This is a genomic window from Halomonas cerina (genome assembly GCF_014192215.1).
Taxonomy (GTDB): Bacteria; Pseudomonadota; Gammaproteobacteria; order Pseudomonadales; family Halomonadaceae; genus Halomonas; species Halomonas cerina.
In genome coordinates this window covers 1-21,068 of record NZ_JACHXP010000002.1, presented here as the reverse complement: position 1 = coordinate 21,068, position 21,068 = coordinate 1, and the positions used below count along the sequence as shown (strand labels likewise).

Annotated in this window: 13 protein-coding genes and 2 pseudogenes; 10 read left to right on the top strand and 5 right to left on the bottom strand. The window is 60.7% G+C overall.

Annotation, left to right across the window (positions count from 1 at the left end; translation table 11 throughout):
• Positions 1-440: 440 nt before the first annotated feature.
• Positions 441-4,952: a LamG domain-containing protein gene (locus FHR94_RS02145; protein WP_183323977.1), complete on the top strand. Its 4,512-nt coding sequence runs from the start codon at positions 441-443 to the stop codon at positions 4,950-4,952.
• Positions 4,953-5,442: 490 nt separating this feature from the next.
• On the opposite strand, the gene FHR94_RS02140 is transcribed toward FHR94_RS02145, so the two are convergent.
• Entirely contained in the window at positions 5,443-5,787 is a 345-nt protein-coding gene (locus FHR94_RS02140) for a helix-turn-helix transcriptional regulator (protein WP_183323976.1), read from the bottom strand.
• 165 nt (positions 5,788-5,952) lie between these two features.
• A complete protein-coding gene (locus tag FHR94_RS02135; protein ID WP_183323975.1) occupies positions 5,953-6,645 on the bottom strand; it encodes a YagK/YfjJ domain-containing protein in 693 nt (230 codons plus the stop codon).
• Between the two features lie 647 nt (positions 6,646-7,292).
• On the opposite strand from FHR94_RS02135, the gene FHR94_RS02130 reads away from it, so the two are divergent.
• From FHR94_RS02130 to radC, 6 genes are all read left to right on the top strand, one after another.
• The gene (locus FHR94_RS02130; protein ID WP_183323974.1) at positions 7,293-7,625 is read left to right on the top strand and encodes a hypothetical protein; all 333 of its coding nucleotides are present in this window, start codon (positions 7,293-7,295) and stop codon (positions 7,623-7,625) included.
• A gap of 109 nt (positions 7,626-7,734) precedes the next feature.
• Complete coding sequence (locus FHR94_RS02125) at positions 7,735-8,703, top strand: DUF932 domain-containing protein (protein WP_183323973.1); 969 nt, start codon at positions 7,735-7,737, stop codon at positions 8,701-8,703.
• A 118-nt stretch (positions 8,704-8,821) separates the two neighbouring features.
• Entirely contained in the window at positions 8,822-9,007 is a 186-nt protein-coding gene (locus FHR94_RS02120) for a hypothetical protein (protein WP_183323972.1), read from the top strand.
• Positions 9,008-9,017: 10 nt separating this feature from the next.
• Complete coding sequence (locus FHR94_RS02115) at positions 9,018-9,755, top strand: ERF family protein (protein ID WP_183323971.1); 738 nt, start codon at positions 9,018-9,020, stop codon at positions 9,753-9,755.
• Between the two features lie 60 nt (positions 9,756-9,815).
• Positions 9,816-10,427: a lambda exonuclease family protein gene (locus FHR94_RS02110; RefSeq protein ID WP_183323970.1), complete on the top strand. Its 612-nt coding sequence runs from the start codon at positions 9,816-9,818 to the stop codon at positions 10,425-10,427.
• An 11-nt stretch (positions 10,428-10,438) separates the two neighbouring features.
• Positions 10,439-10,936 carry a RadC family protein gene (radC, locus tag FHR94_RS02105; RefSeq protein ID WP_183323969.1) on the top strand — a complete coding sequence of 166 codons (498 nt, stop codon included), beginning with the start codon at positions 10,439-10,441 and terminating at the stop codon, positions 10,934-10,936.
• A 276-nt stretch (positions 10,937-11,212) separates the two neighbouring features.
• On the opposite strand, the gene FHR94_RS02100 is transcribed toward radC, so the two are convergent.
• From FHR94_RS02100 to FHR94_RS02090, 3 genes and pseudogenes are all read right to left on the bottom strand, one after another.
• On the bottom strand, positions 11,213-13,126 hold the full coding sequence (locus tag FHR94_RS02100; RefSeq protein WP_183323968.1) for a hypothetical protein: 1,914 nt from the start codon (positions 13,124-13,126) through the stop codon (positions 11,213-11,215).
• 337 nt (positions 13,127-13,463) lie between these two features.
• Positions 13,464-18,038, bottom strand: coding sequence for an ankyrin repeat domain-containing protein (locus FHR94_RS02095; RefSeq protein WP_183323967.1), 4,575 nt, complete (start codon positions 18,036-18,038; stop codon positions 13,464-13,466).
• 51 nt (positions 18,039-18,089) lie between these two features.
• Positions 18,090-18,767 (bottom strand): annotated as a pseudogene (locus FHR94_RS02090) (IS3 family transposase); the annotation flags it as partial.
• A 220-nt stretch (positions 18,768-18,987) separates the two neighbouring features.
• On the opposite strand from FHR94_RS02090, the gene FHR94_RS02085 reads away from it, so the two are divergent.
• The 3 genes and pseudogenes from FHR94_RS02085 to tnpC form a co-directional block, all read left to right on the top strand.
• Positions 18,988-19,203: a hypothetical protein gene (locus FHR94_RS02085; RefSeq protein ID WP_183323965.1), complete on the top strand. Its 216-nt coding sequence runs from the start codon at positions 18,988-18,990 to the stop codon at positions 19,201-19,203.
• Positions 19,200-19,556: an IS66 family insertion sequence element accessory protein TnpB gene (tnpB, locus tag FHR94_RS02080; RefSeq protein ID WP_183323964.1), complete on the top strand. Its 357-nt coding sequence runs from the start codon at positions 19,200-19,202 to the stop codon at positions 19,554-19,556. Before FHR94_RS02085 ends, tnpB begins: the two co-directional genes overlap by 4 nt.
• Before the next feature lie 44 nt (positions 19,557-19,600).
• A pseudogene (tnpC, locus tag FHR94_RS02075) lies at positions 19,601-20,977 on the top strand (IS66 family transposase); the annotation flags it as partial.
• Between the last annotated feature and the right edge of the window lie 91 nt (positions 20,978-21,068).

The window sequence follows — 21,068 nt, the reverse complement described above, 5'->3', positions numbered from 1 at the left end:
GCTGGTCAACTTCGAGCCGGCCCACTTCCACGGCGAGATTCGGCTGCACGGCAAGGTGGCCCTCAAGGCCTTTGGCGTGGGCATGGGCCTGACTGCCGACACCAAGATCGCCGCCGATGTCTTCGACCCATTTCACCTCTTGGCAAAGCTCTCCGTCTCCCTGTCCACCCCCTGGCCACTGCCCGATCCCTCCGCCAAGGTCACCCTGGAGTGGGGCCCGCAACCCGATCCCCCGCAACTGCCCGATGTCATCGGCCAGATCGGCATCGGCCATAAGAAACTGGCCTCCACCTGGCAGCCGAAACCGGACCGGCTCAAGGAGCAGGCCAACCGCAATGCCCTGGACCCCCCCCTCGCAGCCGGACCGCGGCGCGCCCACGGTACCCCTGGATGTCCGCCCGGAAATCACCTTCCAGCGGCCGCTACACAACGACAGCGCCGTGGCCGACAACGCCAATCCCCCCAGCCCGCCCTGGGAGCCCATCGGCGATCCGGCAAAGAACCAGGGGCCGGCACAGGCCCGCTACGAACTGATGGACGTGCGCCTGCGGCGATGGGACGAGACGGCCCAGGACTGGACCGATGTTCCGGACCTCTACGCCACCTGGGCACCCCTGCCGCGCCAGCCCAAGCAGGGCGAACGGGACACCCACACCGGCAAGGACCCGAGCCTGACCCAGACCAAACTGCTACTGTGGGCGCGTACCCCCTTCGCCTATGGCCGCCACGCCGATGGCGCCTGGGAAGACGCCATCTCCGACCTGTTCCCGCAGTATCCCTGTCCGCCGGAACTGGTGTGTTACGACTTCCAGGGGCTGAAGCTACCAGACGATTTCAGAACCTATTCCGTCATCGATTCATCGTTCTATATCTTCGAGCGAACCCATCACCAGCGCTCGCCGTGGCTGACGATATCCGTCAAACAGGAAGCGGGATGGCATTCCGCCGCCGATGTACCCCTAAATATCGGACCCTCCGTGGCCTTCGGACAGGATGCCTTGCGGTTTCAGGGAAAGCAACTCCGGGCCACCAGTCCCACCGATGACCCCAGCTATACCCACCATATCGAGCTATGGATTCCCGAAACGCTGCGCTCTGTAGGGCTTCGTATCGGCTCCGGCAAATACGCCTCCCAGGGCACGGTAACGGCCCATGATCGGGAGGGACGGCAACAGGAGGCGTCCTGGTTCATCCCCGACGGGTTCGACGATCACCGGCAGGAGGAGGAACGTCGCTTCGTCTTTACCAGCGGCGGCGAAGCGGCCATTTCCCTGCTCGAACTACGGTTCGTGGGTTACCTGCACATCTTGGAGGTCTGCGCCTGCGAGATGGATCTGACACTCAAATGGAACGGCAGCCTGGGGCAGTGGGAGCACGACCCCGACGATGCCAATGTCCCGTCCGTTCGGGAGAAAATCCAGGCACAGATCAGGCACAAGCGCGAGCAACTGGCGCACTGGGCCGACACCGGCAAGGTACTGGCACCCTATTCGTCCTACTGTCTGGAGGTCGTCACCCGGGTTCACGGCCGGGGACGCCAGGGATTCGACTGGGAGCACCAGACCTATCAGGCTCGATACGCCGAGTTCCAGACCGCCGGTCCGCCGGGCCTGTCCACACCCGACAAGCCCGCCTCACCGGCAAACGCCGCCGGCGGAAACCCGAAACAATCCACCGGACTGGCGACCCTGGCCCGCTACATCCACCAGACCATGCCGAAAACGGTGCCGGCGGAAGGCGAGCAGCCCCCGCTGCCGCGCCCGGTATACCGAGCCGATCCGGTGGCGGTGGATTTCAACGAGGATTACGTTCATCTACTCTACGCCCTGGCCCGGCGGGATCTGCGCATCTATCTGTTCGACGACAACAATCATCCGGTCCGGGACGCCCGGGGACGGCTGGTGGTGGCGGAGAACCCCCTGGGAGAGACGCCGGACCTACTGCTGGACCGGGCCGGCCGCCGCTGGTTTGCACAGGCGGCGGCCAGTGCCTGTTTAGACCTGGATGGTCTCGACATCGAGATGACCAAGCGCCTGCAAACCCGCCAGATACTCAAGCCGGATCGGGTCCATGAAGCCCGACTGGTCCCGTTGCTGTTGAATATCGGCTTCGCCGGCGGCATCGACGAATGGCGGACGGTGGACCAGCGTGCCGATGGCGGTGGTCCCGAGCCGGACTGGCGCATTCAGGGCCATGACGGGTTCCAGGGTTCCAATGCCACCTGGTTGAGCGGCAGGAAACTCAGTCTGAGTCCGGCCGATGCCATCAACCATGTGGTACCTGGTAGAGATTCCATCGAGATCACCGGTCGAGACAGCAGGGAATCCTTCGCCATCACCGGCGTCGATACGCAAAACAACAACATCATCCTGGATCGCGAACCGCAGGAACGTTACAGTCGGGCAGACTGGCGCATTCCCTCCCGGCACCATGTCCGGCAAAGCGCTGCGGTGGGGGATCCCGCACAATCCATAGCGATAGGTGACGCGTTACAGGCTTCCGCAGGAACCCTATGGCTATTGAACAAGAACCATGATCTTGAGGATTCGGATCCCGATCAGCCGGCGCATTGGAGCGATTTCCGCGCCAGCTTCACACTAGGAACCCTCACCGTCGCATCGGGCATCATCGGCTGCGTATTTCGATACCGGGACGACAACAACCATTACCGCTTTACCCTGAGCAATATCGACGGCTACCGCCGGCTGGTCCGGTTCCAGGACGCGGCGGTAGCCCAGGTATGGGAGACCCGGGACGGCTATCACGCCGGTGCCGACTATGAGGTCACGGTGGAGGCCATCGGTCCCGAGATTCAGGTGCTGGTCAATGACGAGCCCGTGGTCAGCGTCAGCGACCCCGACGGCCCCAGGCAAGGCACCATCGGCCTCTACACCCGGGCCACCGACAAGGCGCTGTTCAAGGACATCCGCGTGGACGACTTCCGCGAAAAAGCCCCGGTGGCCTATCGGTTCCGGTTTACGACATCGCAATACACCGATGCCCGCCATCAGATTCACAGCTACAACGATGAAACCTGGCAGGCTACCTATCCCTCGGATGCCATCAATGCCATCGGCGCACTGCCCTTCCTCGGTGATCCCCCCGACCCCGAGGAACATCGTGGCTATCAGACAGTGGCCAGTGCCATCCAGGGCGCCCTGCAACTGCCCGGACGTCTGGAAGTCAGTCGCCTCGACCATGGCGGTACACCGAAAGCCTTGCTGATTCGTAGTCCGGAGCCCATAGACTGGAAGACGACGGCACTGACGGTTTCCCGGGCGCCGAAATACGACGTTTCCCCGAACCCGCCTGGGATTCTCAAGCTGATCGATGTCGGTTTCGACCAGGACCCCCGCGTCATTGTGCTCCTTCGGGAAACCGCCGATATCTCCGGTACGGTCATCGAATACCGACGATCCGACACTTCGGGTTTTGCACCGTCCTTGGTCGGCGGGCGGTTCCATCACGACCTGACCCGGGAGGCTACATTGGAGTCGCTGACGATTGTCGATACCCAGGACACGGGTGCATGGCAGGTTGAGGCTACTGGGCTGACCGCCCGTGACCTGGGGCAGCGGTGGAGCACGGTGATTGAGGATGACCGGGAGGTGGGGGAAGCCGTGTTTTCCACCCGCCTACGACTGGCATCCGACTCCAAAGCCGCGCTGGTATTCCGCTACGGTGATCCCGACAATCATTATCGCCTGGTGCTGGGCACCGGCGACGGCAGGCAACTGATCAGGCTCACCGGCCGGGGCGGCGCACAGATCATGTGGCGGGACGATGCCAACCTGGTTCCGGGGCAGACTCATGGCTTACGCATTGAGGTCGGACAGGACACCTTACGGGGTTATCTGGACACCGTCCCGCTCTTCACGGTGAACGATCCGGATGCCGGGAAGAAAGGCAGGATAGGGCTGTCCGCCTGGGGCAGGGAGGTGATGTTCACCTCCCTGGCCGTTCATGCCGACGCACACCATAGTCTCCTTGCCGTCAATCCGTTCCGGGAATTCCATCCGGATCAATGGCAGTTTGTGGATGAGCCATCGTCCGGTTCCCGGTCCGACTGGCAACATGACGAGACAGAGCAGCTTCTCAAACAGACTAGAGAGATCCACGGCACCGGCGATGGTCCCTACGATCAACCGGGTACCTACGCGGTCACCGGCGACAGGGCCTGGCGGGATTATCGTCTGATGGTGCATCTGTCGTCGGGTAGCGACGGCGCCATCGGCGTTATGTTCCGTTACCAGGACGACAATAACTTCTATCGATTTTCCATGGATAGCCGCGGCACTTATCGCCGGCTCATCCGCAAGGTTGACGGCCAGGTACGACTGCTGTGGCAGGACGACACCGGTTTCACCGTGGGGCGTGAGTATCAGCTGACCATGGACTGTGTGGACGATGGTCTGACCGGCTACGTGGATGGTGAGCGGATCTTTGACCTCAAGGACACTCGCATCGACGCCGGTGCCGTGGGGCTGTATTGCCGCGCCAACCGGGACGCCCGGTTCTACAAGCTATGGGTAGTGGCGCCGGCCGATGGCTGGGTTCCCTATCACACCTTCGGCGACGAGAACGCGCTGCCGGCGGGAACGCGCATCGACATCGTGGAGGCGACTCAATCCGCCGGTTCACAAGCCGACCCACGGCACCTGCGCCGACAGCGTCGTGGCACGATGCCGGGCGACCTGCCGCCCGAACAAGTACATCTTCGAGTCCGGATGGCATCCGGGGAGCCACAGCATATGCGACAGTTCCGGCAACCGAGCGAGTACTTATCAGTCAACCAAAACTTTGCTGTTCTTCGGAGCCGTGACGGAACTGGAGTAATGCTTGTACCCCAGAATGGCTTTAAGGAAGCCCAGTATCGGATAACCTTTATGTTTGATGATCAGGAAGATGATAGTCAGCAGGAAGAGCCAGTACACATTGACATTCCATGGTAAAACTGGATATGTAAACCATTTACTTAGGGTAGGCGCGTTCTAGATCTTTTAGTGGCTGCTGAAGCGGATGGACCGGCGCGTCCTTGAGCCATGAGGTGTCGTCGCCGTTGCGCTAGCCGGTGAGTTTCTTGCACAAGTTCTCGCGATACCCGGAGTACTGGACACATGTCAAAGCCCAGGCCACCAGCGGTGAGCCTGGGCCATAGCACTGGAAGGCTACTTCTTACCGCGATTTCCACCAGTATTGTGAGCGGCCGCTCTGGTAGCTCGAGCAGCAAAGCTATCCTTTGACACCTTACCGCCGCTCGATTTCGCAATGCTGCTCTGGATACGTGAGGCAGCTGCCTGGGTCATGGGTGTCTTACCTTTTGCCATAGTGATCATCTCCTGTGATTTGTGAACCAGCAGCAGAGTGAGCTCACTGCGCTACCGGCACTACGATGATCGCCGTGGTGATGCCCTCCTGGGAGGGGAATCGAGGTGGGTATTTTTATAAGCCCTCGCTGTGACACGTCTCCACCCACCGCCTAATCAGCGTCGTTCCGGGGGCCTTGGGCATACGCCTGAACTGCAGCCACTCCTCGAGTGTGCGGTGCGGCATCCCCACCTCCTCGGCCATCTGGACCTGGGTGATCTGGCGGAGCTTCGCCAGGGCCTTGGCATCACGGATCAGCCGTCGCTTGGGCTCGGCCTGCTCCATGGCATCGAGACGGCGCTGTGCGTCCTCCTGCGCTTCGCTAACTGTCTGCCAGGGCAACTGGCCGGGTGTTGACGAGGACGACTCTGGGGACGCATCTGATGATTCTGGTGAGATGTTTTGCTGGAACGGGAACATGGCGTACTCCTGATCGCTCAATGAAAAAGGCCTGGTCCTTGAAGGGCAGGCCGTTATGTCGTGTGTCGTGGGAAAGATCTAAGCCCGGCAATGGGCGTCGGCGGGCGCAATTCCCCATTTTTTTACGGGGACGCCGTAACGATTCATACCATAGGCAAGCAGCGGTCAGTTTCGACTGGTATCAAACACGCGCACTCCTTGGCCGAACGGTTTTGTGTAGGCCTTGCAGAGATAGCTGGCCATGTACATGGCATCATCCATGGTAAAGTAATCGTCACGATGAATGACGGCCGACCAATAATTGCCGGTATCAGGATGACGGCTAACGTTCACCAGCTGCCCAAAGCGTGGATCATCGCCGTCAAAGCCCATCGCCTTTAACCAGGAGCGAGACGCCCGGTGATACAGGTTCTCTCGCGTATAGCAACCAAATTCGTCGGGCTGCTTGTTTCCGATGCGGTCGACCGCGTTCTTGTTCAGTAGCAGCATGACGTGGTAGTGCGGCTTGTCGCTCGTCTCCTGCTCTCTTGCCCAGATATAGCGGAGCTTGGTCGTGTACTTCGTTCCGGCCCTGTCAAGTTCATACCGGAGATGGCGAAAGAAGCGGGTCAGCACTTCGTTGTTGTCGTGCATCGATAAACGGGGCATGGCAGCGGGAAAGCGAAGATCAAAGCGTACAACGAAAGTCAGGTGCTGTTGCTCGACGCAATACTGCAAGGTGCTCAGGGCGGATGCCAGATAGTTTTCAATCAAGGGGCCATCGTCAACTTGCATGACGGAATAGCCTTGGAAAAACTCATTGAAGTACAGGCAGAGCTTATCGTTTTCAGGATGCCGTAAGGTAGGTGTTGCGAACATGAGGAGTACCTCGCTGATGGATATTGGGATCATCAGCAGCGGTGGTGTTCGCCTTGTCTCGTTATCCGCAGGGGCGTTAACGTTGTCACCCCCTGGTGGCGTGATCAGGGTTCTCTCTCAGGAAGGGTTCTCTCTTTGAAAAGAGAATGACAGCGCACTTTAAGCAGGCTCCACAAGTCGCCTGCTCTGTGTTGGGCGACTGTGAGTAACGACGTTTTGGCGTCGTCTTCACTCTCCCCATAGTGTGCTTCCTACGACGTCTAAATCGTCGTATTCCATCGTCCTGTTGTCTCTACTGTCGTGTTCTACTCTGGGGTTATTGAGCACCATACTACTTACCCGTCTGAAGGAGGCAGCAAGGCGACAGTGAAAGACTCCCCTGAAAGAATAATTGCCCGGTGATCAACGGGGGTGGCGTTACCCTGAGCATTATCAAAATGTTCCGGGATCGAGATGAAACAAGACGGTGCGCCGATGAGCCTGGCACCGACCGCTGCATCCCATGACCCGGTGACGTCAAAAATTACACGCGTCCCCTCTGGTGAACATCCCCCGCCCAATCGATTCAAAAAAATCTCAGCCCCTTACTACCTCCATGAAGTCCCAAACGACTGATCATTCTTAACTGTCATCATGGAGGTCATGCCATGCCTACAAGCTGCCCAAGCTGTGGCTCTACCAACATCATCATTCGGCACCATGGCCGCAAAGTCTTCGGCGTCGCAGGGGCTGCTGTCGGCACCGCCTCGGGGTTGGCAAGGGCACTGAGTGGTGCAAGGGCCGGTGCCATCGTAGGCGCGTTTGCTGGCCCGGTCGGTATCAGCCTCGGTAGCCTCACCGGCGCCGTTATGGGTGGCATGATTGGCTGCGCCGCAGGCGGGGTCACCGGCGCGCGCCTTGGCGCACAGCTCGACGACAAGATTCTCGACAATCATCAATGCCACGATTGCGGCCACGCCTTCCGTCCCTTGGGGGACTGATCCCCCTCCACATCACTGTTGGATTTCCAACCTTCCTGACATACATCGGCCCGCTGCCATGGGGTGGCGGGCCGCTATGCCGTTTTCTACTAATCAAGGAGATAAACTCATGGCACATCAAATCGAGAACATGGCCTACGTTGGTGATACCCCCTGGCATGGCCTGGGGCAGCAGCTGTCGCGTCATCAACCGCTGGAGGTCTGGCGGCAACAGGCCGGTATGGACTGGCACATCGATGAATCGCCGGTACGCTTCATCACCGATGGCGCAGGCCACCTAGGTAGCATTCATTCCTTCCCGGAGCAGAAGGTGCTCTATCGCTCTGACACCATGGCCCCGCTGTCGGTGGTCTCCCAGCGTTACAAGGTGGTCCAGCCGGAGGAAGTGCTGGAGTTCTACCGGGACCTCACGGAATACGCGGGGTACGAATTGGAAACCGCGGGAGTGCTCAAAGGCGGTCGCAAGTTCTGGGCGCTGGCACGTAGCGGCCTGGGTGGCGCTCTGAAGGGCCAGGACCAGGTCAACGACTACCTGCTGCTGGCGACCTCCTGCGACGGGTCCCTGGCCACGGTGGCGTCCCCGACCTCCGTGCGCGTGGTCTGCAACAACACTCTGACTATCGCCGTAGACGGCATGTCGCAAGGGGTAAAAGTGCCGCACAGCACCGAGTTTCGCCCGCAGCTGGTCAAGCAGCAGTTGGGGATCTCGGTATCGCAGTGGGACGACTTCATGTATCGCCTGAAGACCCTGGCCGAGCGCAAGGTCAGCCAGGCGGAAGCGAGGACCTACTTCCAGTCAGTGATCTGCAACGCCGAGGCACCGCTGGACGATCCTTCCAAGCTGCCCAATGTGCGCGCCCTCAACCGCGTCCAGAAGCTCTATCAGGGCGAAGGGCGTGGTTCTCGGCTGTGTACGGCGCAAGGCACCGCCTGGGGCCTGCTCAACGCCGTCACCGAGTACGTGGACCATGAAAAACGCGCCCGGAGCAACGACTACCGCATGGACTCCGCCTGGTTCGGCCAGGGGGCGAGTCTCAAGGACAAGGCCCTGGCGTCGGCCATGGCGCTGGTCGTCTGATCGGCAGCATGGGCTGCGACAGCAGCGGTCATCCATTCCACCTCATCCATCCCACTCCCAACACGGCATAGCGCCCGGTCCACACCACGACCGGGCGTTTCTGTTTCTGGAGGACCCTATGTCATCGCGAATGTCATTCGAGATCTGCCGCACCCTGACGCAGCTGATTCGTCAGCTGCTTGGCGCCGGTGAACGTGAAGCCCAGACCCACGTGCTGGCCGAGGGCTGCGTCTATCGCGTGGCCGTGTCGCTGGAGCCGGTCCCTGTCGACCATCTCCGGGATGTCATCAACCGCTACCAGTAAGGAGATCACCATGGCCACTCCCATCCATCCGGATACCAACGGCAAGATAGCCGTCACCCAACCCCTTCAGGAGAGCACCGCGATCATCCAGGTGATCGAGCGCGCCGCCCTCAATCCCGAAGTCGATATCGACAAGATGGAGCGCCTGCTGCAGATGCAGGAGCGTGTGCTCGACCGCCAGGCGCTGATGGCCTACAGCACCGCCATGGCGGCCATGCAGACCGAGCTGCCGAGCATTGCCGAGCGCGGCCAGGGCAACAACGGCGCCTACGCCACCCTGGAGGACATCGTGGATACCGTGCGCCCGATCATGAAGAAGCACGGATTCGCGGTGAGCTTTCGCATTCAGACGCAGGAGCGCGCCATCCAGGTGACCGGTGTGCTGATGCACAAGGACGGCCACCGCGAGGAGACCAGCATGCTGCTGCCGGCCGATGTCAGTGGCAACAAGAACGCCGTGCAGGCCTTCGGCTCCTCGACCAGCTACGGCAAGCGCTACGTGCTGTGCGCCCTGCTCAACATCACCACCCGCGGCCAGGACGACAACGGGCACGCCGCCGCCTCGGTCAAGCTGGTCACCCCCTTCCAGGCGGGGCAGCTCAGGCAGCTGATCGACGCCTGTCCTCCCGCGACCCAGGAGTGGTTCGTCGGCAAGTACGGCGACGCCGAACAAGTACCGCGCAGCGACTTCGACAAGTTGCGTGCCTCCCTGCACAAGCGGGCGCAACCCATCCGTCAACGTCACTGAGCAGCCAGCGAGGGGGCAACCCCTCGCCGTGTATGCCGTGTCATCGAAAAGGAGATCGTCATGCAGATCCTGACACTGGAACAGGGCACGCCCGAGTGGCATGCCGCCCGCCTCGGCATCGTCACCATGTCCGAGCTGAAGGCCCTGCTGGTCAAGGGCAAGGGGGTAGGCGGCTTCGGCACCGGTGCGCTGAGCTACATGCACCAGCTGATCGGCGAGCGCATCACCGGTGAGCCCTCCGATACCTTCCCGGGCAATGCTCACACTCAGCGGGGGCATGAATTGGAACCGATGGCCCGCGAGCTCTACCAGGAGGCCACCGGCCTGCCCCGCCTGGAACAGGTCGGCATCATCCTCAACCACGGCGTCGGCTATTCCCCCGACTGTTTGGTGGACAGCAACGGCCTGGTGGAGATCAAGACCAAGCTGCCCAAGTACCAGATCGAGCTGCTGCTGGCCGACGAGCTGCCCCAGGAGCACGTCGCGCAGTGCCAGGGCGGCCTATGGGTCAGCGAGCGGGAGTGGATCGACTTTGTCAGCTACTGGCCAGGCCTGCCCCTATTCACCAAGCGGACCTACCGGAATGACCTCCTGATCCGCACTATCGCCGAGCGGGTCGAGGCCTTCTACGAAGAACTGGAGCGCCGCATGGCCCTGGTGATGGCGGCCTGAGGAGAACAATCATGACCCATCGCAAGCTGGTAGCCGGCGAAGTCGCCGGCACCTACCACGTCATTGATGCGGTGACCGAAAGCGAACTGCTGCAGATCGCCCAGCGGCTTGCCAGGCGCCGACTGGCCAGGGGACGCAAGCTCACCCAGCCGGCACTGGCCTTCGAGTACCTGCAGATGCTGATGCAGGAGTATGAGCATGAAGTGTTCAGTGCGGTGTTCCTCGACAGCCAACACCGCGTGATCCGCTTCGAGGAGCTGTTTCGCGGCACCATCGACTCGGCCAGCGTCTATCCTCGCGAAGTGGTCAAGCATGCCCTGGCGCACAACGCCGCCGCGGTGATCTTTGTTCACAACCACCCCTCGGGTGATCCTGAGCCCAGCGACGCCGACCGGCGCATAACGGAGCGACTGAAAGAAGCGCTGGGCCTGATGGAGATCCGCGTCATCGATCACATCGTGGTCGGGAGCGAGGGATGCACGTCCTTTGCGGAGCTCGGGTACATATAGGCGTTATCCAGATTCACGGCATACAACCCGGTGCTGCCCTCAGGGGTAGCACCGGCATATTCAGCTATCTTTTTTTGGGGTGTGAGTCAGCCGGTTGCCGTTGATGAAAGATTCAAGACCTGACTCAGGTATCTCCTTTCCAAAGTGTTTCAATGAATCTTGAGCTGCAAGTAAGAACGCCGCTGGTCCGCAATCGAAAAGTTGCGGATGCGCGATGATGTTTTCAGGAATTACGGCAGCCGGCCGGTAATCATCTGGTGGACCGTAGACCGAGCCTCATCCTTGCATGATCAAACTTCTTCGGTCGAGATCGTCGCGCCAGCTGTCGACTTCTGTAAGTGCAAGAGCTGAAGCCTTTCCTAGCATGTCATGAAGCTTTGTCAGACTCGCCCCATCCCTTTTCTCGATCTCCTTCCGCAAGTCCCGATTTAGGTTTTCAAAGCGCTTTGCCATCTCCGCGCTCCGGTACGCCGAAGGGCGAAAATCGAACCGAGATTCCATTGCAATGAACGAGGCCCCAATTGCTGGCACAACAGCCGAGGCGAACAAAACGATATTCCCGAAGAGCGCTACCGGTTTGTGACAGTAGCCCACAATGTAGCCCCCATAGGCCCCGAGGTAGATCAGCAGCAGAACCAAAAGTCCGAAGAAAAAAAAGTTTTCGATTTTCTCCATTCTTTTGTGAACGCATTTGTGCCGCTCTGCCACATTCCTGTGATAGGTAGCCTGTCCTTCGACGAGCGAAATGCGTGCAGCTTCAAAGCGCTTCAACATCTCCTCGTGATATAGCCGCCCCGTAGGGGGGCCGATCTGTCGGCGAAGTGCTTGGACACGCCACTCGCTCCATGAAGCGGGAGGTCCGGGACGAATGCCGTTGGCATCCTGGCCGAGCGGCCACAGCACGAGAAGGCCGCGTAGCCTCTCTCCCAGACGGCGAGCATCGCTCCAGACCAATTCATTTCCAGCTTTCTTGCCATGCCTATATGTCAGACCGCCGATAACGAGGATTGTGAATTCGATCGCTACGCATGCCGCCTTCCAGTCAGGAACGAGAGCCGGTGTTATCGCGACCGCGACCGCCAGAATAGCAAGCCCGGAGATCACGATCTGGGTCGACCGATGTCGGTTGCTCAAGCGGTCGGCAACGGCGTCAGCCCGCAGAAACAGGCTAGGAATGGGTTCCAGGCGTTCAGCTGCATCAGCAGCGGGCCTGTTACGCCAAAAGAAACAACGAAGCTGAGAGCGCCTAGATCTCGGCAACTTCTTTTTCGGCACGGCGCCAGATGAAAGCGTGTTGACGAAGGTGCTATAAACGCCGAACCGAATACGCTGCCACCATGCTTCCGGGATGACCATGCCGTCAGCATCGAACATGATGGATCTACTATGTTTTTCGAACGCCTCAACCGGATCGGGTATCGGGTGACCGCGATGCCAGTCTTTTAAAGGCGGTAGCGCAAGATGTCGGCCAAGAAGCTCGGCAAGCCCTTCCGGCTCAGGCGGGCGTGTCAGACCGCCGTGATTCGGTTTTGCGAGCATCGCTGCCAACCCACGAGTATTCGAATCCTTTCCGAGTTGCGAAGGATCGATAATGTTGAGTTCGACCGCCGCATCAGCGCGGATCCAGAGCACCGGAATGCCGCGTTGAAGCGCGAGCAACACGCTGTCACCCGTACCGCCGACGCCTCCGGCCTTTCCATCCCAGAAGGCAATGAGTACTTGTGACCAGCCGGTCAACCAGCGCGTAACCTCCAGATGGGCATGGCGTGGCGGGGCTTCCGCCTGCCCCGCTGCGCCGTCCAGCGCCGTAAAGGCATCGAAGGATGTGTCAATGTCAGAGACACGCGCCTGCGTAGCGGCGGTAGCGGGATCATCTGTCCAGGCCACCGTCTCTTCGTCAGGGTCGAGATAGGGGAATAAGACGTGGACCGGTCCCTGGCCACCCTGCCACCAGACATTGACGGCAAACCGGTCGGCACCCGGTCCAAAACCGGTTAGAAGGCGCAGGGCGGCCCCTTCGCCATCAGCTTTCTCGGTACTCTTCGGGGGCGGTTGGAGAGCGGTCCCCACCGCTTCTGTGGTCAGAGCGAAGGCGTGTTCCAGCGCCGCCCGTAGTTTTTGTTCGGGCGTATCGCGCAAAGTAAGATGGCCTGAAAAGCCGATGGTGAGCGTGTCGCGGCCGCCCATCATGATGCCCCACCTCCAGCCGGTGGATCGCGACGAAATTCGGCCCGCAGCGTAGCGAGTTCGTCACGCCGTTCGCCGCCACAGTCATGATTGGCCAGCCGGCCATCCCAGAAAAAGCTGTACCGCGCTTCCGGTGCATCGCACAGCGCAGCCCGCCCCGCCTCCGCTTTCGACAGAGGGAAAGCTTGCCGTCTTACAAAGCACCCAGCAAGTAATCGTCTGCTCGTCTTGTGCATAATTTCAGACTACCTCCGGAAACACGGATCATGAAACCTCAATGACGATGTTTGCGAAATGATCGAGGTCGGGAAACGCGAACTGAATTGCTCGCCCTGAAGCGTCAATGCAGTGGCCGAATCTCCAGAGGCGCGTCGATGCCGTCGGGCAAATCGGTGAGGATAGGCGTGTCGTCGATCATTTCGACCTTGCCTACGGGCTGCACGCGGAAATTGGCGAGGAATACAGCATCGGCGTAGTAGACAAGGCTGGAGACGCGCCAGTTGCCCCTATTGTCCTTTCCCCATACCCGCGGCGGCCGAAAAATATTCCCGATAACGCTGCTTCGCTCGCCCAGATCCGCCAGGAAGCTATTTTCCGGCCTGTCCACAATTAGGAACGGCCCGTCTTCGCCCCGGACAAAGAAACAGAAGAAAGTGAGGTAGTGAAGGACCGTCGCTTCGTGGATAAATGGCTTCTCCTTACCATTCACCTCGTGGATAGGTGGAGAGGTCCCATTCAGCCGATGGAGTGTATCACCCTGAAGAAGGAAACAGAGCCGGCCGGTCCCAGCCGAATTCGAATGCGGCCGCAACTCGATCAGTGGTACGTCGGGATGAAAGGGCAGGTCGAAGACACGAATATCAAGGGTGCCGATGTCGCCCCATTCCTCGTTCCACCCTCGTTTCAGGACCGTCATTTCCTTGTCATCGGCCCAGCGCGCCTCTGAGTCTCTTTCGAGGCTGAGGAAAGGTGGTTTTCCCGTGATCGTCGACGAAACTGCAGACGACGCCTTGTCATGGGCCGGTTCGCCCATGTCTGCTTCCAGCGCGCGAACGGTTTCGGCCAGCGTCTCGGGGGCCATATCGGAGGGTCGGCGTCCCCAGCGATCGAGCGGAAGGGCGAATGGACCAATGGCGAGGACGGACCGGAATAGTTCTACGTCGCCGGTGATCGCGGCGCGATGAAGAACCGTGTACCCCTGGCCATCCCGACGCAGCGTTAGGGGAGCGTCCTGGTCAACAAGGACGCGGGCGATTTGTGCATCCGCCGCATCCACGCTGGCGCCCAGCAACTGGCCAGCTTCGTTCGGCTCAAGCTCGCCCTCTGCAAACCTCCGTAGGAGCGCTTCACGTAGCGGGCCTGCGGAGGGGACCGCCGCCACGGTGAGCAGCTTCTGAAATTCTGCCCGCAGTGTCGGCCAATGGACCGGATCGTCGGCAAGGGTGGCCAGCACGACGTGGTTCTTCAGCCGGACAAGGATATCAAGGCCGGTCTCCGCCCGGGATACTCCTGCAGCAGCGCGTGGTTTGCGCTTCGACTTTGCAGAGACATCGGCGCGGTCCCCTGGCGCGGGTTCATGCACGTCCGTCAACGCCTGCTGCGCCTCCCTGAGCAGGCGCAGCACAGTGGCCGGCCGGCGGCTCGACAGATCCTCGATCCGCATGGCGGGCGTCATCGTGGCATAGTCCCTCGGCACACGCTCGTCCTGCCGCAGCACGCGCCGGGCTTCGGGGAACGCCCCGCCGAGGTCGAACGGCGTCTCGCCGTTGTCGTTCTGAAGGTTCGGGTGGAGGCGGCTATCCTGCAGGAGTATCTCGACCACCGTTCGGGCGCGAAAACGATCCGTTTCAGTCAGCTTTTCGTTAGGAAGACCACGGAAGAGGCAGTGGAACAGCGTATCGCCATTTTTGCCCCGATGCGCTGCCGCGGCGGGATCGCCTAAATCGCCGAGATCGCGCTGCAGGAGAACCAACAGCGCCTCCGGCTGCCGATGACGGACGGAGATCATGAGCGGTGTGTAGCCCGTATCGTTCCGGTGATACAGCATGGACGACAAGCGGTCAGCATCGCCTTCTTCGCTCAGGTAGGCCGACAAGACTTTGGCGCCTCCGAATAGAGCCGCCGAGGAGACCGCTGTGCCTTTCCAGTTATCCTGCTTCTGAATGTCGATGTGCGGTAGCAAATAACGGAAGGCATCGACCTGGTCAGCGATGGCTGCGTGATGCAGTGCCGTTCGCTTGTACTTGTTTTGCACATCGAGGGTGGCGCCGTGTTCGATCAGATGCTCGATCACGTACATGTTGCCACTCGTGGCGGCAAGATGGATCAACCTTAGCTCCGTAGAGATCTCGATCAAATCGTCGATACCGAGATGGCCGATCATCACATTGAAGTTGGCGTTCTGTTTCTCGAAGATCGGAATGCTGATCGCGTTCCATTGGTTTTTTTCCGTCTTCAGTGGCACGCCGTGGGCGATGAGAAAAGGCACCGCTGGCCCGTTGGAAAAAGCGGCACTGTGAAGAAGGTTAAAGCCTCGCTGGTCCTCGATCTGCAAGCAGGCGGGTTGGACTGCAATGAACCGGCAGAGCAGATCGACGCGGTGATATTCAGCGGCGAGATGGCCGTAGGTTTTGCCGAACGGCGAGCCCTCGAGGACCGTGAACGGATCCTCCACTGTATCGAAGACGGCCAGAGCCTGGTCCAGCAGAGCGGCATCTTCGGACCCCAACGTCCTACCCCGACACAGTCGCCAGTCCAAAGCATGTTCGGATAAGGTCATTGCCGCATCACGCAGAGTCGAACCATCCTCTTCCATCGGCACGGGCTCGCCGCGCCGGTGGTAGTAGGCGACGTGGTCGCGAAAGCTCTGAACTTTCCGCAGTTGGTGCTTGCGATAAGCGAGCCAACGGCGGGCGGGGTACCAGCGGTCGATAAGCGCCTGATGTACCGGCCGCAGTCGCCGCGGCCCCTCCCCCGGAACCGGTACTAGAAGCCGGCTTTCACGGAATGCCCGGCGTTGCTTGCGCGTGTTTAAGTCGGCATCGATTTCGACCGCGGCGCGCAACTGTATCTGGGTGTCATGATCGACCGTCACCAGTGGCTTGAGAAAATTGTTGAGCCCATTAAAATCGGCGTCTGTCTCGATCGGGTCGGCAAAGGCCGGGTTGCCGTCGCCGGCGCGCCAAGCCTCGTCGGCGAGCTTCTGAATGATGTCCGCAAAGGCGATCGAGCCCTCACCACCAATTTCCTCTAGAGTCAGCACCCGATCGTCTTTCCGGGAGTCGGCTTGCTGGAACGCGCTCTCCAGCCGCTCATCCTCCAGCCGCTCATCCGCGGTCGCCCCGGCGCGGTCGGCGAAGCGTTCGTAGAGCCGATGGAAGAAAAGACAGGCAAGCGGCAGGGGCGAAGCGTTTTCGTTCGGCGTCCCCTGCTCGAATACCGTCCACTGGCGCTTGATCGCCGCGATGACCGGGGGGGCGAGCGGCAGGCCACCACGAGCGAAACCGCTCCGCGCGATTTCGGCGACCGTATCCTCGGTGGCGTCAACGTTGATCGTCGTCGCTAGAAGGCCGATTTCTTCACCGATGCGCAGATCCCAGAAACTTGTCTCCCGTGCGCTTTCCAGCGTGGCGATGAGGCGGACCCGCGGCGAGCCGCAGAGTGCCTTCAGAAAGCGGATGACCAGCCACCAGCCGCTTTGCGGCATGCCGGTGCTTCGCTCTCTTTCGAGTTTCAACTCGTCGATGATCTCCTCGAACTGGTCGAGGCCGACGACGAGGTTGATATGGTTGTCGTCCAATGCGGTGCGGAGCCGTTTTGCGTAATTGTCAGGACGCATCGCCTTCGGTCCCCCGGCGGGGAACGGCACTGCTGCAGTTTCCGCGATCAGGCGGGCCAGCCGGTCGAGCGCATCGCCCTCACCCGCACCGGCCATCAGTTCGGTGGGCCGGAAGGGAACAGGGACGGAGCCGTCGATCTCGCGGAGACTGCGCATCACGCCGCTCTGCATCAGTGACGACTTTCCGCAGCCGCTACGCCCCTTCAGCAGAATGAGAGCGTCGCGATTGTCCATGACCTTCATGATGTCTTCAATGGCGCCCGAGCGGCCCGGCAGCGGCTTGCTATCGTCCACCGTCCAATGATCAAGGGTCTGCTTGAACGGGTTTCTCAACGAGGCGATGCCGAGTTTCTGGCGCAGCTTCTTCTGCGCAACTGCGAACACCTCGCATCGCATGTCGTCTTCGCTGGGATAGGTCTTGACGAAGCGCACCTTGCGGGAATAGTCCTTCAGAAAGTTCAACAGCGCGGTGGCCTGAGGATTGTAGATCTCGGCTTCGATGCAATTTGCTTCCGACTCCGATTTACCCGCGACCAGCCGGGCATGAAGATTCCGACCGTTTAATACGACGCTCTTGACTGAGGTCTCCGGCATGATGGGTCGGTCGACAACGCAGGCGACAATCAGATTGTCCGCCTCTTCCGGTTGCGCATGGGCGGAGAGCAGTTCGAAGACCGTGCCCGTCAGCGGATATTGGCCGCAGGCGAGCGCACGACGCTGCTTTTCGGCATCACGCGGCCAGGGGTGCAGCAACCCCGGATCCTCACCTTGAGCGCGCCAACGGTCGAAACGTTGCACCACATGCGGAGCAAGATTGTCCTCCAGTGGTGAGCCACAGCGTTCACCAAAGAGGCAGATCGTCAGCGGCACATCCTGAGCGGCGGGATCCGGCAGCTGGGACTGGATCTGCAGGCGATCCGACAATAGTCGACCGTCCTCCTTGTCCTTGTCCCAGAGAAAGGGCTTCAGTAAGTGACCAAAGCCATGATGATCGAGCCAGCGCTGGAGGTCGTCATGCAAGCCCTCGCGCAGAGACTTTAGGTCACCAGAAGAAGAGATGAAAATCGACTTAAACAATGTAACCTTCCCCCTGTTCTAGGACCGCCATTAATGTAAGAAACCGCTTTTTTAGGCACACCGCTTAGCATAGGCGACGGGTGTCATATAGCCTAGCGAGCTGATCGGTGTGACATTGTTGTAGTGGGCTCTGCAGTAGTCGATTTCATGCCCTGCATCGTCAAGAGTCATAAACCAGTGCTGATTGAGACAACCATCTCGAAACTTGCCGTTGAAACTTTCGATGAAGATATTCTGCGTTGGCTTGCCCGGCTGAATGAAGGCCAGCGTAACTTGTCGCTCTCGCGCCCAAAAGAATATCGACTTACTGTTCAGCTTAAGGCCGTTATCGTAGAAAATCGAGGCGGACAGGGAGCGCTGCTGCGCGATTTCGTCCAGGAGCCCGGTCAGGTGCCGCCCGGAAATGGACGTGTCAACCAATTGGCCGACGCACTCCCGACTGAAGTCATCCACGATGTTCAGCACGTGGACTCGGCGTCCCGAGGCTAGCTGATCCGAAACGAAACCCATCGACCAGCGCTGGTTGGGCCTGTGCAGTAGTGGCATCGGCGTTCTTGGTCGCACCAGTCGTATGCGTCTTTGGGAGCGGACCTGAAGCCCAGCCTCACGATACAGCCGGTAAGTTCGCTTGCGATTCAAAACTAGGCCCTCCGAACACAACAGGGCACGCAGTAGCAAGTAGCCGTAGAGGGGATAGCAGGTCGCCAAGGCATTCAGCCGAGCCAGTTCGGGACTGTCGCGCCGCGCTCATGGGCCTTGAGGATGGTGATGACCTGCTCTTCAGTGTGTTGATTACGCTTCACCACAAGATCTCCGGCTATCAAGGTAAACGTAGCGGAAATTTCACATTGCCGATGGATCGATTTCTGGTAAGCGCTCCAGCAACCCCATCTTCTTGAGCTGATCGGCGTCGGCCAGACTGGTGCCTCCCATCATGCAGGAGGGCACCATGACTGAGCTGACCTCGACACAGGCCTACTGGCTGGGCCATCTTTTCCATGCCTCGTCTCGGCAGCTGCCGCTGAGTGAATACGCCGAGGAGCAGGGGCTGGAGCTAGCGGCGCTGCTGGCCTGGGAGCAACGCCTGGTGGTGCAGGGCGTGTCGGTGCCGCCGCGTCATCGACCGAAGCGCTTCGTCGCCGTCGCCGTGGAGGTGGCCCGATGATCCGGCCAGACACCGGACTGCGGGTCTACCTGTGCCGCGAGCCGGTCGACATGCGCAAGCAGATCGACGGGCTCGCCCTGCTGGTCCAGGAGGCCATGGAACTCAACCCCTTCGAGAAGGCCGTCTTCGTGTTCGGCAACCGCCAGCGCGACAAGGTGAAGCTGCTGTTCTGGGAGCGCAACGGCTTCGTGGTCTGGTACAAGCGTCTGGAGCGCGAGCGATTCAAGTGGCCGGACCGGCTGGAGGGCGATACGGTCACGCTCTCGGGCCAGGAACTGAACTGGCTCCTCGATGGTTACGATCTCAGCGCCATGCAGCCGCACAAGACCTTGGATTTTCAGTCGGTTGGGTAGTCTTCCCCCTCCCCTTGTGAGGTGGAGTTCGGTAACATGTCGACATGACCTCCACCACGTCCCACACCGCCGAGACGGTCGACCAGCTGCAACGCCAGCTGGATGACCACCTGTTGGCCCTGATGGCCAAGAAGGAGGCGCAGTGGGAAGCCGCCAAGGCGGCGCTGTTCGAGCAGTTCCGGCTGGCCATCGAACGTCAGTTCGGCCCCTCCACCGAGAAGTACCGCGTCGAACAGGGGGATCTCCTCATCAACGAGGCCGAAGTGGCCGTGGATGAGGAAGACGCCGCGGCTGCCGATGAATCGACCGCTGAAGAAGCCGCTGCCGAGTCTCGCCAGCCGGCCAAACGCCGCACTCGCGGCGGCCGCGTCGCCTTGCCGCCCGAACTGCCCCGCGTCGAGGTCGTGCATGAACTACCCGAGGAGGTCCGTCACTGCGCCGAGGACGGTACCGCGCTCAAGGTCATCGGCGAGGAGGTCAGCGAAGAGCTGCATGTGGTGCCGGCACGGGTCGAGGTGATTCGTCATGTACGGCGCAAGTATGCCTGCCCGGCCTGCGAAGAAGGCGTCCAGGTCGCCCCCGCACCGGCCAAGCTGCTGCCCAGGAGCAATGCCAGCGCCACACTGCTCGCCTACGTGGCCACCGCCAAGTACCAGGATGCCTTGCCGCTCTACCGGCAGAGCCAGATCTTTGCCCGCCACGGCGCCGAGATCCCGCGCAACACCCTGGCCCGCTGGATGGTGCAGGTCGGTGAGCGGCTGAGCCCGCTGGTCGAGGCCCTGCGACAGCACCTGCTGCAGGCCCCGCTGATTCACATGGACGAGACCACGCTGCAGGTCAACGCCGAGGCCGACCGGCCGGCGAGTTCCACGTCCTACATGTGGCTGCAACGCGGGGGACCACCGGGCCAACAGGTGGTGCTGTTCGACTATGACGCCAGCCGCGCCGGTCGAGTGCCCGTGCGCCTGCTGAGCGACTATGCCGGCCGCCTGGTCACCGATGGCTACGAGGGCTATGCCGAGGTCGTACGACAGAACGGCATCACCCATGCGGGCTGCTGGGCGCATGCACGCCGCAAGTTCGTCGAGGCCCAGAAGGTGCAGCCCAAGGGCAAGACCGGCAAGGCCGACTGGGCCCTCAACCAGATCCGCAAGCTCTATGCCGTTGAGCGACAGGCCAAGGCCCTGGAGCCCGAGGCGCGCCAGACGCTGCGCGAGCAGAAGAGCCGTCTGCTGATCACGCAGCTACGCACCTGGCTCGACAAGTCGCTGACGCAGGTGCTGCCGAAAAGCGCACTGGGCAAGGCGCTGCACTACCTGGATGGCCAATGGGCACGCCTGACACGCTTCCTCGATGACGGGCTGATTCCGCTGGACAACAACCCGGCCGAGAACACCATTCGCTCTTTCGTGGTGGGCCGCAATTATGCCCAGCTCGGGATTATGCGCAGTTGATCAGTCGCCGTTTCTGCAACGCACTGACTATCAACGGAAGTCACTGCCCAAGCGAAGA